The 15,010-nt window shown below is 49.7% G+C and carries 12 protein-coding genes and 2 pseudogenes; 5 read left to right on the top strand and 9 right to left on the bottom strand.

Annotation, left to right across the window (positions count from 1 at the left end):
• Nucleotides 1-522: 522 nt before the first annotated feature.
• Both AMS69_RS13905 and AMS69_RS13900 read right to left on the bottom strand, forming a co-directional pair.
• Nucleotides 523-1,347 carry a hypothetical protein gene (locus AMS69_RS13905; RefSeq protein ID WP_053968658.1) on the bottom strand — a complete coding sequence of 275 codons (825 nt, stop codon included), beginning with the start codon at nt 1,345-1,347 and terminating at the stop codon, nt 523-525.
• Between the two features lie 57 nt (nt 1,348-1,404).
• Nucleotides 1,405-1,692 (bottom strand): hypothetical protein, encoded by a 288-nt coding sequence (locus tag AMS69_RS13900; protein ID WP_053968657.1) that lies wholly within the window; start codon nt 1,690-1,692, stop codon nt 1,405-1,407.
• A gap of 326 nt (nt 1,693-2,018) precedes the next feature.
• Between AMS69_RS13900 and AMS69_RS13895 the strand changes: the two genes are divergently transcribed.
• Together AMS69_RS13895 and AMS69_RS13890 are read left to right on the top strand one after the other, a co-directional pair.
• Entirely contained in the window at nt 2,019-2,891 is an 873-nt protein-coding gene (locus AMS69_RS13895; protein WP_053968656.1) for a ParA family protein, read from the top strand.
• Complete coding sequence (locus AMS69_RS13890) at nt 2,888-3,271, top strand: hypothetical protein (protein WP_053968655.1); 384 nt, start codon at nt 2,888-2,890, stop codon at nt 3,269-3,271. The genes AMS69_RS13895 and AMS69_RS13890 overlap by 4 nt, the downstream gene beginning before the upstream one ends.
• A 332-nt stretch (nt 3,272-3,603) precedes the next feature.
• On the opposite strand, the pseudogene AMS69_RS13885 reads toward AMS69_RS13890, so the two are convergent.
• From AMS69_RS13885 to AMS69_RS13865, 5 genes and pseudogenes are all read right to left on the bottom strand, one after another.
• A pseudogene (locus tag AMS69_RS13885) lies at nt 3,604-4,585 on the bottom strand (transposase).
• Between the two features lie 206 nt (nt 4,586-4,791).
• On the bottom strand, nt 4,792-5,589 hold the full coding sequence (locus tag AMS69_RS13880; protein ID WP_077067806.1) for a helix-turn-helix transcriptional regulator: 798 nt from the start codon (nt 5,587-5,589) through the stop codon (nt 4,792-4,794).
• A gap of 62 nt (nt 5,590-5,651) precedes the next feature.
• Entirely contained in the window at nt 5,652-7,700 is a 2,049-nt protein-coding gene (locus AMS69_RS19765) for a prolyl oligopeptidase family serine peptidase (RefSeq protein ID WP_077067805.1), read from the bottom strand.
• Nucleotides 7,701-7,721: 21 nt separating this feature from the next.
• The gene (locus AMS69_RS13870) at nt 7,722-8,564 is read right to left on the bottom strand and encodes an SAM-dependent methyltransferase (protein ID WP_053968652.1); all 843 of its coding nucleotides are present in this window, start codon (nt 8,562-8,564) and stop codon (nt 7,722-7,724) included.
• A 24-nt stretch (nt 8,565-8,588) separates the two neighbouring features.
• Nucleotides 8,589-8,819 (bottom strand): hypothetical protein, encoded by a 231-nt coding sequence (locus AMS69_RS13865; RefSeq protein ID WP_053968651.1) that lies wholly within the window; start codon nt 8,817-8,819, stop codon nt 8,589-8,591.
• A gap of 717 nt (nt 8,820-9,536) precedes the next feature.
• Between AMS69_RS13865 and AMS69_RS20240 the strand changes: the two are divergent.
• The 3 genes and pseudogenes from AMS69_RS20240 to AMS69_RS13855 form a co-directional block, all read left to right on the top strand.
• Nucleotides 9,537-9,702, top strand: a pseudogene (locus AMS69_RS20240) (IS1595 family transposase); the annotation flags it as partial.
• A gap of 89 nt (nt 9,703-9,791) precedes the next feature.
• Nucleotides 9,792-10,799, top strand: coding sequence for an ABC transporter ATP-binding protein (locus tag AMS69_RS13860; protein ID WP_053968650.1), 1,008 nt, complete (start codon nt 9,792-9,794; stop codon nt 10,797-10,799).
• Between the two features lie 77 nt (nt 10,800-10,876).
• Nucleotides 10,877-11,569: an ABC transporter permease gene (locus tag AMS69_RS13855; RefSeq protein WP_238378446.1), complete on the top strand. Its 693-nt coding sequence runs from the start codon at nt 10,877-10,879 to the stop codon at nt 11,567-11,569.
• 1,200 nt (nt 11,570-12,769) lie between these two features.
• Here the strand turns inward: AMS69_RS13855 and AMS69_RS19760 are convergent.
• Both AMS69_RS19760 and AMS69_RS13850 read right to left on the bottom strand, forming a co-directional pair.
• On the bottom strand, nt 12,770-13,915 hold the full coding sequence (locus tag AMS69_RS19760) for an outer membrane protein assembly factor BamB family protein (RefSeq protein WP_080508835.1): 1,146 nt from the start codon (nt 13,913-13,915) through the stop codon (nt 12,770-12,772).
• A gap of 54 nt (nt 13,916-13,969) precedes the next feature.
• The gene (locus AMS69_RS13850) at nt 13,970-14,992 is read right to left on the bottom strand and encodes a hypothetical protein (RefSeq protein ID WP_053968648.1); all 1,023 of its coding nucleotides are present in this window, start codon (nt 14,990-14,992) and stop codon (nt 13,970-13,972) included.
• Nucleotides 14,993-15,010: the final 18 nt, after the last annotated feature.

Genomic DNA, 15,010 nt, shown 5'->3' with positions numbered 1-15,010 from the left:
CGCTCCCGCTGGAGCACCTCTCACCCGGCTGTGGGTGCAAAAAAACTCTCAGTCTGGGCACGCAATTGCTGAAGAATTGGCACACACCACTGTTTCCGGAGAAAACCACCAGACAGCGATGGTGTTTCACTTGAAATCCGGTGTGTCGAGTCCGGGACTGGCCAGATCTCAAGAAGGTGTCGTAGGGGTTACCTGGGGTTGGTGTCCTCGTTGCTTTCCTTAACTACCTTTTATTTTATATAAATATAGAAAATATTAAGGCTTCAAACGGATAGTTTTCAATTATGGACAGCAACCTCACACCCGACGAGTGGGATCGAATTAGAGCGTTCGCACGGGCTGCAGATTGCCGCCAACGACCCGAGATACTGCTCCCTGAGGAAACGCTTAAACGCGACTAAGATACAATCACGTTCTGGTCCGCACCTGATGACTGGCTCCTACAATGTTCTAAGCAGTTCAGCAGAGCGGAGTACGACCAGCGGTACTGTCGGCCTTCAATGTACTCAGAGCGAGACTAACTCACACTTCGAGCTGCTCCATAGGCTCGACCTCGAAGGTAAGCAGATGTGATCGAAGACAGGCGTAGGCTCCGTCGCCGTCAGTGGTGACGCAATACCGGTTCAGCCGGGCCTCGCGAGGATTCCCATCGTTCTCCTCCCACGCTTCCAGCGTGAACTCGTGGGCCTTCAGCTCACCGTCAGCGGCTTCGAACACGGCTGCAACCGACGGCGTTCCGTGGTTGTCAGCAACGTAGGCCACTTCAACGGCGTCGTGGCCGGCGTCAAGTCTCTGCCAGCCATCGAGTTCTTCCGGCGGCTCCTCGGCGAACTGTTCGATCTCGCGCTGAGTCAGTTCGGCTTCCGCTGCATCCCTCCATGCCTGCTTGATATCGTCGGCTTGGGACCGTTCAATCTCTTGGAGGACCTCGGTGTCGATACAGTCCTCAGCCCAGGCAAGGACCGTCTTGGCTTTCTTGTGCTTCTCTTCTGGTTCACCGTCTAGCTGTCCGAAATTCATCTCGCGGGGCGACATCAAGAGGACTGACGACCGCCAGTAGCCGGGACCGGCGTCACGGTCCTCGTCGGCATCGGGAGCCCACGACTCCATCGAGGTTCGGACCTCTTCGTGATGGCCGAACCCGGTTCGGACGCCGCCGGCGCGCAGGATACGTTCTGCAAGGTCGATTGTGCGTTCTTGCTCGTCTGCGGGAACCTCATCAGGACGGTCAACATCGGCGTAGAACGGTAAGCCGACGTTGCTGATGATCGCCTCTCGGTAGTTTGGGATAAGCAGTGGTTCTTCAACGAAGATCGGTTCAAACGGGACTTCGGCTGTAGGCAACATACTGGAAAGCCTCCAGCCACGGAGGCCGCAGAAAATCGCTACGGGAGGGAGTCCGATCTAAAGGAACTGGTCGGCAGTGTCGCCATGGGTTGCTTCCAGGGCGTCCCAGTCAGCCATCGTATCGTACTCTGGCCGGATTTCATCGTCCGAGAGCATATCGTCGACGAACGCTTGGACCTGTTCGTCGACGGGCGCGTTCTGCAGGTCGCGTTCCCGAGCAACGAATCGGACACTGCAGAACGAACGGCCGTCGGCTGCGAGTTGCCAGAGCAGGAGCTTTCGGTTCTGGTAGGTTGCGAGTTCGGTGAGCAATGCTTTGTTTTGGCTGTCGGACAGGTCGTGCATTGTTTGGAACCCTTAGTCGGGATGGTTATACAAAATGAGTGATGAGACTGGTCTGAGTGTCGGTATAACATTTGAAAGATTCTTTTAGCCTAACACCCCGCCAGCAATATGTTATCGCACCCTTCTATTTCCGGGATGTTACCACCAGACAATACTAACATAAATTACTACTTCCCATTACACATGAAAATTATTACTATTAGTTACTAACTATAGTTACTACTGTAAATTACTAGCGCAAACTACTACTGTTTGTTATATACACTGGCAACAAGCGTTACTAACACACGCTAATTATTAGTAGTAGTAAAACACAGTAATAGCAAATGCTGGCATACACAACCTACAGCGAGGCTGGCGGGGTCGGGAAGACAACGACCGCAGCGAATCTCGCCCACGCGCACGCTCGGAACGGCCTCAAAACGCTCGTCATCGACCTCGACCCACAGGAGGCCTCACTCTCGTATATCTTCGACGTCGACGACGACCGCGATGACGGTGCTGCGGACAACCTTGTCCGGCACATGGTAGGCCGTGGCAAGGGATCGTTTGAGGGTCTCATTCGAGAGGACACTGGTGTCGACAACCTCGATGTCATCCCAGCCCACAATATGCTCTCATCGCTGGATACGACGATGCGTCGAGCTAAAGAGACTGAAGAGCAGATGAATCCTGATGCCGAGTGGGTTGAAGAAGAGCAACTGTACCAACTTCTCGGTCGCAACGGCATCCACGAACAGTACGATGTCATCATTTGTGACCCACAAGCATCCGAGGGACAGGCCCTCTACAACGCGGTCATGGTCACACAGACGGTTCTCATCCCGGTCGAACTGTCGGGCAAAGGCTCGCTCAGCATCGACGGCCTGGAGCAGTTGGTCGACGGACTTGAGGACAACCTCGGCATCGAGGTCGGGGTTCTAGGAATCGTGCCCATCGCCTTTGGTGATACAACCGGTCAGAAGCAACACCTCGCGACGCTCAAGGAAGATGTCGACTACGACGTTCCGACGGTATTCCGCAAACGCGAGTCGCTCATGCAGGAGATGTGGGACGCTCGGGCGACTGCCTATGAGGTGGTCGATGAGGCCTTCAAGGACGGCGAGAAGGGCATCCGACGGGTTCCTGACCGCGAGCACGAAACGCTGGAAAAGTACGATGACCTCGCGGCCGACATCGAGGAGGCGTTTGACGCATGAAATCCGGCGCAGGGTCCCCGTTCGAGGACGATTTCGACGTAGATGACGACGCTGAGGGGAACGAGACGGGAGAAGAGGCTAAGCAGGCCGACCAGATCGACACCGAGACACAGGTGATTGAAACCGCTAATCAAGACACTGAGGCACTGCCGTTCAAGTACCGACGTGATAGTGTTCAAGACGAACGAAGCCACGCAAATTTCTTCCTTCGAGACGAGGCTGAATCCCGAGTTGAAGAGATTGTTGATACCATGGACGATATCTTCGCATCGGAATCTGTGTACAAGATTGATGTTTGCGAGGCAATCGTATTGGCTGCTAATGATGAATCTCGGACAGTTGAAGATGAACTGCGAAAGATGGGCTACGGAATGAAGTAACTCGCACGAAGTGATCTGAAGCAGTTTTCCTTGCCACTATCGTTGAAATTGCGTATCACAGGCCTGCTAGACTCCCTGTAGTCTAAACATCCACCAAACAGCAGTAGTCGAGACTGACCGTATCAATGCATACAATATGAGCCACCCCAGTTTTATTCAGAAATACTTTGACTGGATCAGCTACTCAGTTAAGCTGCTTACTTATCAACAGATGACCTCGGCTTGGAGGTATTTCTCTCACGTAATGCTTGGGTCTTTCCCCTGTTATAGAGCCAGAATAGGACGAGTAGCGTCAGAGGGAACAATACAATGAGCCTGTCATAGAATCCATCTCATAGCTTGAGCTTCTCGCGGCCAGGATCGTCGCCCCGCTCGTAGTTGGTGATTGCAATGACGAGTCGGAGACACAGTGCAAGATACACCTCTGTTCGTGCGTGGACGCGGCCTCGGGCGCGGACGTGCCCGAGGCCGCAGTCCTTGACCACGTCGTTGGTTCGTTCGACTCCTGTCCGGTGATTGTACGTCTCGTCTAAGATGGATTGCTTCAGCTGAACGTCCTTGCTGTATTCCTCGATGCGGTCTTCAACTCTGTACTCGATATCTTTCGGGTCGTCAGTGTTTCGCGGGTTGTACGGAGCGATTGGCACGACGCCGCAGGAGGTCGTGCCAGTCGAGGATGTCGTAGGCACTGTCTCCGAGCATCCATCTCAGCTTGCCGACGGCCAGCGCGTCGTGCGTGACACGCATCGCCGTTCCTCTGGCGCTTGTTTGCTCTCGGTGAACTCGGCTGCAATTGGGAACTTTTGCCCGGTCGAAACGATCGTACAGCCGTATCCGTAGTAGTACTCGTCACCGGTTGGATCGTAGCACTCCGAAGCGTTTTGATCGGCAGGCATCGCCTCACGTCATACAAATCAATGCAGTAGGTCAAGTCGAGCAGGCCGGGGCGGGCGGCCTGCTCGACGAGGTGGTCGAAGACATCGCCAACGACGTGTTTGAGGTCGGTGGAAAGCGATTGACCGTGTCTCTTGACCACGGTCGATCGAAGCCACAGCTCAGACAAACAACCGTGTTCTGAAGCGCCCCCTCAACCGGACCAATGCCGTAGATGTCTTTGTAGTAGCAATGGAGGAAGCCACACATCATCACTGGTGGCTCATGCTCTCGTGTTCGCCCCGTCTCTGCCGGGGCGAACACGTTGAACTATGCGAGAAACTCAAAGGAGAGATGCTCAAACAACGCTAACGTCTCCGTCTCCGCGACATTGAACAACGACTCTATCGAAGGATCATCTTGCAGGGTTGCTGAGTCCATACCACCCCAGCATTCACCCTGCTCTCTGGTGTGCTAATCGTTCTATGACACCCTCAAACAACTCCATCAAACCACCATGAGTATCCTATTTTGTATATAAGATATTGATTATACTCCAGTCTGTTTCGTATCCTCAGCTATTCCAGTCCAAGAGAGGTTCACTTCCGCTGAACCGAATCACGAGAGCTTATTATTTCTCAAAATGTCTATGAAGTAGCGTAGGATTCAAAACTAATCGAATCCTCTCGGAAACTCTGGTAGGTCCTCTTCCCCCACGTAATAGATTCGGGATTCTCCGAAATGACCAATCCTCGAATTGTACCAATCTCGTCATGGATGACGATAACCACTTTCTTACTCGGTTCTAAGACGGTGATAAGACCAACCGGAGGAGTCTCTTGACTGACCCGTATCGAGAAATTATCACTGCTCTGGAGTGTATCTAATTTCCCGTTAAAATTAGATTGGAGATACTCAATAGCGCTATGTGGCAAAATGAATTCAGCCGTCAATTCGTTGGCAGTCGTCTTCTCAAGATGCAGGTCAATTTGGTTAGGAAAGATTGTTGGCGCGACCCCATAGAGATGTGAGGCTTCAGAAATAGACGACTGTAACTTCTCATATATCTCCTCCACGATGTAATCATTTGTTGATAGAATTCTCGCTCCTTGGAAGAGCGATGGGTGAAGAACTGCGTTGATCGGCTGTGTTGTATCAAATACCTCTCTATTCTGTAGTAAGGATTTTATAGTCTCTGAAAACCGTCGATATTCGTCGAAAATCAGCACTCCAAATGGTGTTAGTTGATACTCATCATCTCGTTTCTCTATTAAACCGTACTCCTCCATTGAGTTGAGTCCGCGGTAAATTGTAGACTGTGACTTGTCTAATTCTCGGTTAAGTTCCTTCTGGCTAGCAGGTGAGTTTGATAGGAACTCAAAAAAATCAATCCGTTGGTGAACCTCAGGAATGAATTCCTCAATGGAGGGGGATGGAGGGGACATATCAGGAAGAGTTATCGGACTGTATTAGTTTTATTTTAAAATATATGACAAAATGATTTATATTAAAGCGTATTTGAGCTTATTACACTTTCAAAAATCACCGTCCATTTGTCAAGTTCATTGGTTAGTTCTCCGTGTGTGGAGGTTCCAACTCCATGACCTGCATTTTCTGTAGTCCTGAGGAGAACTGGACTATCACCTTGAGCCTTTGACTGCATCCTTGCGGCCATTTTCCAAGCGTGACATGGAAGGACACGCGTGTCACCAATTGCAGTACGGAATAGCATTATCGGATATTCAATTTCATTAATATTATGATATGGTGAATATGATTTTAGATTCCGATACGCGTCTTTATCATTCGGATTACCATATTCTGAGACCCATGTTTCTCCAAGCCCAATCTGGTTAAATCGGATCATATCCAACAGGGGGACTTCACAGATAGCAGCACTGAATAGATCCGGCCGTTGCATTACAGTCGCGCCGACAGTAAGTCCACCATTGCTCTCCCCAGTGATTGCGAGCTTCTCAGGATTAGTATAATTATTTTTGACAAGATGCTCGGCAAAATTGATTACATCGTCGAAAGTACGCTGTTTTTGCTCCTGCATTCCTTGCCGATGCCATGACTCTCCGAATACACCACCGCCGCGAATATTGGGTTGTAGATAGATGCCACCGTTACGAAGGAAGGGAAATATAAAGCGATCAAAGCTCGGTGTCATAGTCACACCGAATCCACCATAAACATTAATGAGGGCAGGATTGGGTGTCTTGAGTTCTATATCCTCTTTACATACGATAAAGAATGGGATCTCAGCGCCGTCATCGGCTGAAAACCAGCACTGTGCCACCTCAAACTCTGATTGATAATCCAGCGCCGGCTCGTTTATAACTGTTTTAGAGAGATAATTGTCGGAGTTAGACTTGGCAGCGCTTTGATCAACCTGAATCTCTATTGTGGATGGTGAAGTCACAAAGGATGTGAGGTTGAATACAAATGCGTTCGGAATCGCTGCTAAGCTATTTGCCATTAAAGTGCAATAGTCTGGTAATTCCACTGGTTGAGTAAAGCACCCTGACCGGTCGTAAATGGTAAGCCGCGAGTTAGCGTTCTTTTGATAGTGTCCGACAATGTGATCGTCCAGCACCGAGACATCACGGAGAAGCCGGTCACTTTGGAGTATCTGTTTACTGCTGGCCTGGAGAGAGGCTTTATCAGGATATGTTTTGGAAGCGGAGAGAGAAATAAGCTCATAGGTAGACGACTGGACATCTGTAAGTACATAGAGTTCACCCAGATCCGTGTACTTCACCGGTCTAAAGTGGCTTTCACTCTCAATGTATATCGGATCGAACCCGGATTGGGAAAGATGATATAATTGAGTTCGATTCGTGCCATCATGCAGTGCAACGATCGCGTTATCAGTTCCTTTTTGCGGGACGATTTGTGGCCATAACCGTTGCGCTATACTATCTACAACGGTGTTAGATTCGTCAGTACTTAGATCGTAGTAATCAACACTCTTTTTGATGAGACCCTCCTCGCAGGGTTCAGTTTGAAGATAGTAGAATCCGTTTTCTCCCCACGCAAACCCACCAGCGTTTGTCCGACCACAGTCCGGTTCTACTAATATGGTCCGCTGTCCGCTATGAACAACGTGAATATCATACTGCTCGCGGCCACCCTGTGATACGCCAAACGCGACGTATTCACCTTGTGGAGAAGGAACAAACCAATCAATCGCACTCAGGTCACTATTCAAGTCTTCTGTGGGATCGCAGATCGTAGTCGGTGAGTCAGTGAGGGTCTGTCGAAACGTTAAATTTGAGTGGTCCTTACCCGCCTCACGTCGTAGTTGGTAGTATCCGTTTTTTGTCGGGGTTATCGTCCCTGGATCCGAAATGTTAGTGGAGAACTCGGGCTGATCTTTGAGAAACTCGCGAGTATCGGTCGAAAGAACACTATCAGTATAGAGATTTTGCTTCTTTACCCAGTGGTATACTTCTTCGTCCTCGTTTTCAAGCCATTGGTATGGATCAGGGACGACTTCACCATGAAAAAGATCGCTCGTGTTAGACCGTTTTGTCTCGGGTGGATTGTCCATAGGTAAATAACGACAGTATATTTAATTATCTCTGACAGTTATCTCTTCTAGGTGGTCTTCTGACCGAACTTCTTGTAACAGCTCCTCATTTTGGAGGTCACGTTCATTGATTGGGGGTAGATGAAGGATGTAATAGCCTTTATCGAGTATTGGGGCCATCTGTTCAAGGTTTGATATTTCGAACTCATGTCGTTGTGATTCGGCAATTGGATAAGTGGCTGTTTGGAGTAAATACCCGGTATGGTCTTCCGGATAGAAATTCTGGAGATATTCTTTGAAACGGGTGAATCGACTTTCTTTACTTTTCTTTTCGGAATGTCGATCAGTCTCTACCACGCTTACCTGCCAAATCATTGCTGGAACTTCCGGATTGAGTTCCCACTCTCGAAGCAATAAATCGGTAGCTTCGAACATTTGAACGCCGTTTGCCGCAGGGTCAAAAGCAATATCTGAGTATACACAATCGATGGCGGATATTCCTGGCTGAACTTCGACGTTCAATCCTTGTTCCCGCCCTTGTCGAATGACGCTCCTGCTTGGATTGACGAATATCATCGGATGTCCGTAGAGAGCAAATGTGATCGGTCCATCGACCTCTGTAGCTCCCTTAAGTACTTCTTCTGACATCCGGTCATATGTGGCGACTCTATCTTCGCCTTCATTGTACTCGCGGTTGAGCATAACTACGTCTTCGGTATAGGTCTCTTTGATATGATTCTCCACCATCGGTTGACCGTCAAGTAGATACACCCGCTCAGAAGCTTGGAGTGCGTTTTCAGCTTCACGAGTCAGTTGAGTGTAGCCCACCATTCCAGTCCCAATGATGTATATATCAATCGGGTTGCTCTGTGTGCTTGTAGTCATTGGTAAAAATATGAGGCTACTTTCTCAAGCCTCGGACGATGGCAGGACGATACCTGCGATCTGGATACCGTTCGCCCGCTTCTCGACGATCTGATTCAGTTTGTTCTGATTCCCTGACTTCAGTGCTTCAGTCTCCTCTTTAGTCAGGTCATCATACTCCTTGAGGATGCTTTCCGGATCTGATTTGAAACGATGCGCGAAGGTTAGGTCACTCATCGACCGCTCGATGATGTCGACCACTGTTTGGTGCGACATTGCAGATTGTCCTGTAGCTCGTTTGAACTTATAACTACTGGAAAATTTCGTCTCAATTGATAGGGAGTCTTTCACCTGATAGTAGTATTTTCACTCTGTGGGAGTTAATTCACCCGCTGATGAAGTTCGGGTGGAGTGTGATGTACAGAGCCACCGCTCTTGTGTAATGTGATGGATAGACCTGTAGTTACACTGAGCCAGCGACAGGCTGAGAGTGGGGTTTATTCAACTGGTATTCGGCAGAATGTTCCAAGAGTTGATTGAGTTCGGCGTCAAGATCGACACGGAACCATTAGTTGCCCACATCGAGTGCCGACTCAAGGAATTTTGAGGGGTCCACGTCCCGTCCATAGCGTGGGCGTACTTTCACTCACGCTGACGGAGCCGCCACTGAGATGGGCCTGAACTGACGGACTCCAAGCATGCAGAGAGATGGAGCATGACTTCCGGATTCATTCACAATTGTAATTCTCATCGTCTGACGGTGTCCGCCATTCGTCTTTAGCTAGCACCAGTAGTAATTCTTTGAGGTATGATTATAACTATGAGTCCTGGAAGAAACAATTCTGTCGGTTGAGAAGCTGTTCCTTGTGAGTTCCTGCGAGGAGGTTCGCTAAAATCGGTGGTTTTTGGCGTTTTGGTGTGGTGTGTAGGCCAAATTCGACCGAAAAACACTGTCTAACAGTATTACCGTGAGTATTAGCTAAAGACGAATGCGGTGTCCGCATTAACAAGCATAAGTGCCTCTTTTCGCTTGTTTCACCGTGGCTACGGAAATTCCGAATCTTATACTAAGCAAGGCTTGGAACAAGCTGTTTACACCTTCGGCATCGTTCGGTCACTCACTCTGGCTTGCGAATCAATCGAGCCAAACATCGAATAACCCGTTATCAGGACCTTCCGTAGCAGTATATAAGAGCCTATCATCCTAAGTATTCTTAAGACTGTCCACCGAATAGGGGACTGCAAACGATGTGCCCCCGCTCAACTGATCCTCCAGAACATGAGCCTGTAGTTTCGGTCACGGGCCTCACAAAACGCTATACAGGAGAATCGGGACGCGTCACAGCCGTTGATAACATTTCCTTCGATATTCAGCCCGGACAAATCGTCGGACTCCTCGGCCCAAACGGTGCTGGCAAAACAACAACCGTCAAAACGGTTCTCGGGCTCATTACCCCCACACATGGCGATATTTCTATCCACGGCATCCCTGTTCATGAGGCCCGTTCACGCACATACAACTATGTGAGTGCTGTCCTCGAAGGCGCACGCAACGTATATTGGCGATTGAGCGCTCGTGAAAACCTCGCATTTTTCGCTGGCCTCCACGGCATCGATCCACAGGCACGTGTCGACAGACATGAGGCGATTATCGACACGCTTGGACTTACTGGAAAGGCGGACGAACCGGCAAAGAACCTCTCGCGTGGCATGAAGCAGAAAGTCGCCCTTGGCTGTGCGCTCGCTCGCGAAACGCCTGTTCTCTTCCTTGACGAACCGATGCTTGGGCTCGATGTAGAAACAACCCGTGACCTCCAAACCGAACTACAACGCCTCGTCCAAGAAGAGGGCAAAACTATAGTGATTACGAGTCACGATATGGATATCATCGAAGTCGTCTGTGACCGTGTGATTGTTCTCAATGACGGCGAAATCGTCGCTGATGATTCCGTCGACAACTTACTCGATGTCTTTCAGTCTCAATCATATCGTGTCCAACTGACCGAGACCCCGCCAGCACACCTCCGAGAGCAACTTGACACCCGCTTCCGGCTACTCAACTGGCGGACCGACACTGACTGCGTGGAATTTGAGATCGGGCTTGCAGGCAGTGAAGAATTCTTCGAGTGTGTCGACATACTGCAGACAGCAGAAGCGACTGTCCGGTCGTTCACTGAAATTGATCCCGATCTAGAAGATGTTTTCGTTGAGCTGACAACATCTGAATCACTGCCACCAGAGGAGACAGAGTCATGAATCGACATCTCGCTTTGTTTCGAGCGATTGCGAGTAAATCAGTAACGCTCTCGCGTCGCTATCTCGTGAATACAGTGGTGGGACTCATAACGCTGTATGTGTTTTTCGCACTCATTTTTTTCGGCGGACAGTTTGTGGCAGAAGATTTAGTTTCACAGTCAGTCGGACTGCTCGTTGTAGGGTATTTCCTCTTTACAATGGCAGTGTCGGCATATGCTGATCTCACGCATGACTTGACTGACGAGGCGCAGTGGGGAACACTGGAGCAGCTGTCGATGTCTCCGTTCGGCTTCACAGAGATTGTGGCGGTAAAGACTCTAGTTAACCTCTTGGGAACGTTTGCTACTGGCATCGCCCTTCTGATATCGATGATGGTGACGACAGGGACCTGGCTTTCGGTTGCACCGCTTTCGGTCGTCGTGCTCTGTGTGTTGACGCTGCTCCCCGTGGTCGGTCTCGGGTTCGTCTTCGGCGGAGTGGCGCTCGTCTACAAGCAAATTGAGAAGGTGTTCCCACTGATCCAACTCTCGTTTGCAGCCCTGATTGTCTTGCCAGTCGGAGAGTATGCATTGTTGAAGCTCTTTCCAATGTCGCTGGGGAGCCACTTATTGCAACGAGTAATGACGGATGGACTCCGCGTATGGGAACTTCCAGTATTCGACCTTGGGGTATTGGTCGGGCAGGCGGTTGCCTACCTAGCGATAGGATTATTTGTCTTCCGGGTTGGAACAGCTAAAGCGCGAAAACGGGGTGTTCTCGGGCACTATTAAGGGATCAGAAGCAGTGGCCGATAGTGTAACAGACCAAAACGCTGCATCCATGCTATGTAATGACATACAACATTTCTCACACATATAGATTGAATTTACAAGTATAGGTAACACTATCATGATATAACAAGTGTACATCTGTAAGATAGAGGGATTTGTTTGTTCTATGGTCCTTTCTAGCGGTTTTTCCAACATACAATGCCGCTGAAGACCCTCCGTGATCCAGTAGTTCTCCGGAGGCTTATTGCAATGATCCGTAACGACCGCGGAGTTCATTCATGAGATGCTGCCCGACTATAGCTGGGCACTACGAATTATGAAAGTGGTGGTTTTTCGCTGTGATTTTCAGGGCAGAAATATAACATAACTTTCCACTCCAAAACAGTAATTCAGGGCCCTAATGTTCGCTCTCAGGGAGTGGGTGTTCGAAGAGTCGCTCACCGGACTCCTCGCAGGTGACAGCACCACTTTATGCGAGCTGCAGCAAGACACTACGACTTCTTTACCCATCAAAATGTCCCCTCACCCCTCCTCATTGCTACCAGCCCATACTGCCGGTGGACTCGTTTGTGGACTACTAGGAGTATCGATGGTCATTGCAATAGCAGTACATCCAGCAGATATCCTCTCTTGGACAATCGCTACTGTTGTCGCAATCTCACTCCTCCCCATCCTTCTCTATTTTGCGTACTACAAGGGTTCTAGCGTTATAGTGTGGTCGAATTTGATATCCTGAGATTTCATACTCTGGTGGAGTTTCCAGTTGACACACTCAGAATGTCTCTTTCAGACTTGTTACCAAATCACTCAAAATAATGTTTGTACGCTTGTTATCTAAAGCCGGTATTTTTTCATCCTACTCTTTCACGTACCAGTTCACATAACAGATAGGAAAGGGTTGTCAAGAGCGAACTCCGCGGTTACTGACCGCCAGCCTTATCCATCCTACAAGAACCCGCTGATACTATTTTATTGGTGGTCTGCGGCGAAGCAGGAGCGTTACGTAGGTAGCAGCAGGGACAGATGATGCCGATTACGGACTTCCCCGAGGCTAACGTGCAAAGCTGAGTAAACAAGAGAGGGCTGAGTGTTCGTTACCTCTGTCGGAATTCAGCCCCTCTTAGACTTAGCGGTGGCTTCAGAGTAAATGTACAAACCGGCCGAGTCGCTTCTGTCGTTCAAAATCCCGTTGAGGTTACCTTACGAAGATATATACGCCACTAAATAGCCGTCTTCGGTCCCTATGAGAATCCCTTCTGGAAGTACCACAGGATGGGTAATCGCCGGACTCTTAGTCCGACCAATAGTAAGATCAACTTCCCCGTTATGATTAATGGCTACGAGTTCATTACCGGCGGCGACAACTGCCGACTCGGAGGTAACGACGGGTGGCGTAACCACATTCTCCAAATCAACTCTCCATTCACGATTGCCAGAAGAAACGTCAAAGCTTTCAACTCTCGTCTCAGCACCGACGAACACTGTCCCGTCAACAATAGCTGGAGGTGTCAAACGTTTCCCCACCGGCCTTTCCCACTGAACATCGCCGCTGGTGGCGCTAATCCCTCGGAGAATCTTGTCTCGGCCAGCAGCGATGATAGTGGTCTCATTGTTACTATCAACTGCCACAGGCCCAATACAACCGTCCGTATCAACGGACCACAGCTCTTCTCCATTCTCGATAGAAACAGCTGTGATCCCACTGTTATATCCACCAACGTACGCGCGCCCGTCGAAAACGGCTGGTGAGGCTTTGATTGGATCGTCAATGTTGATATTCCACTGAGGATAGCCGTCTTCGGCGCGGATTCCTGTCAGTTCACCTTTTGATGTCCCCACAATCACACTATTCAGGTCTTCAGTAACAGTAACCGGACTAGGCCGTCCATCTATTTGTGACTTCCAGTGAACCGAACTCTCTTCAGAGCTGATTCGATAAACCGCCTCATCGTATGCAGATACAACGAAATCTTGTCCGATGAGAGCAGGTGTTGTTGTCGCAGTTAACCCAACGGATTCCGTGTCCATGACTTCCCCGTGCCCATTGACTAGTGATATTCCGTCACCGATAGTTGAGGCGACGATCTGTCCGGCTCCAATCATCGATGCGCCGTTTGGATGCGTGCCAACATCTGCTTGCCATCGCCTCTGATGGGGCTCGGAAGCAATTGAGTTCTGGCTGTACGCAGTCTTCTTCGCATTTCCGCGGGACTGTGGCCACGACTCGTCTAATGAAACTGAGTCAGATTGAGTTTTTTTGCCATCAAACTTCTTAGTCGCACTCGTACACCCGGCGAAGAAAAGGGTCACCGCTCCAAGAAATGCGCGTCGTGTATGATATTCCATTTATACTCACACGATCTGTACCAACCTGATAATTATTGCGGTTTCATTCCGCTTTCAGTCGTCGTACTCAAGTCGGCCGCCAGCACCGAACTCGTCGACGTCAGCGTCCACCCGGTCCCGTGACGTAAATTTCGCCATAGTTCCCCACCCCAGTAGCGTGTCGCCGTCGGACGGATTGTCCCTAGTCTCCGCAGTGCTGCCGGTTTTGAACAGCGCGTGTTGATTATCCCCATAACTAAGTGGGTCAGTCATCGCGTTCCAGTGCCACTTTGCTACCTGTGAGTTCGATTCGTCGTATCGTGCCACATCGGGCTGAGAGAACTGCCAACTAATTTCAGGGCCTCCAGCGCTGATAGCCACACTCTTTTTATCAACCCCCCCAGTTTTGTCATCTCTCGGTGCTCTATCTACGGGATTGTAATCGAGTACTCCTTGATCCCACTTGTGTTCAGGTTCGGCATACCACCAGTGATAACCGTTATCCCATTCGGCTTGTCCTGGATAAATATTGGCGTTTTGTCTCATCGCGAAGCGATTGGTTGTGGTGTCTTCGTCGAGTTCGTAGACGTCGACGGACTCCACTAGCTTCCCGTACGGACGGCGATCGTACGGCGTGTATCCGTTAGTAACATGATTCCACTCCGGGTCGATGCCGCTGGGACTTACGACACTCGTCTCGGTGAATAATCGATTTGCCTTCTTCAGTTCCGATTCAAATTTCTTAGCCTTTGAGACAGCGCTTTCACTCTGGTCCTGTGGTTCAACTGCTTCCTCTTCCGGTTCCTTGGCTACATAAAAAGTCGCTCGTCCCGACTCGTCGATACCGTACACAAATCCAACAATGCGACCATACGAATCGTCTGGTTTCACTGTTATCGAGGAGGAGGCCTCCGAATTTGCCTTGGTCTGCTGTTGAGTGTCTATAATATCGCCTTCGGAAAGCGGACTCTCCTCTGAACCGTAGATAGAATTGACCTGAACACTACTGTTCTGGGTCGCACTTCCGATTCCAGAGAACCCTGCACTTGCGGCTGCTATTCCGAGAGTCTTCACTACTTCTTGTCGGTTGATTGACATGCAAGTAATCGTTCATGT

Origin of the sequence: Haloarcula rubripromontorii, assembly GCF_001280425.1 — an archaeon.
GTDB lineage: Archaea > Halobacteriota > Halobacteria > Halobacteriales > Haloarculaceae > Haloarcula > Haloarcula rubripromontorii.
Note: the sequence above shows the minus strand (reverse complement) of the source record. Positions and strands in the feature narration are given on the sequence as shown.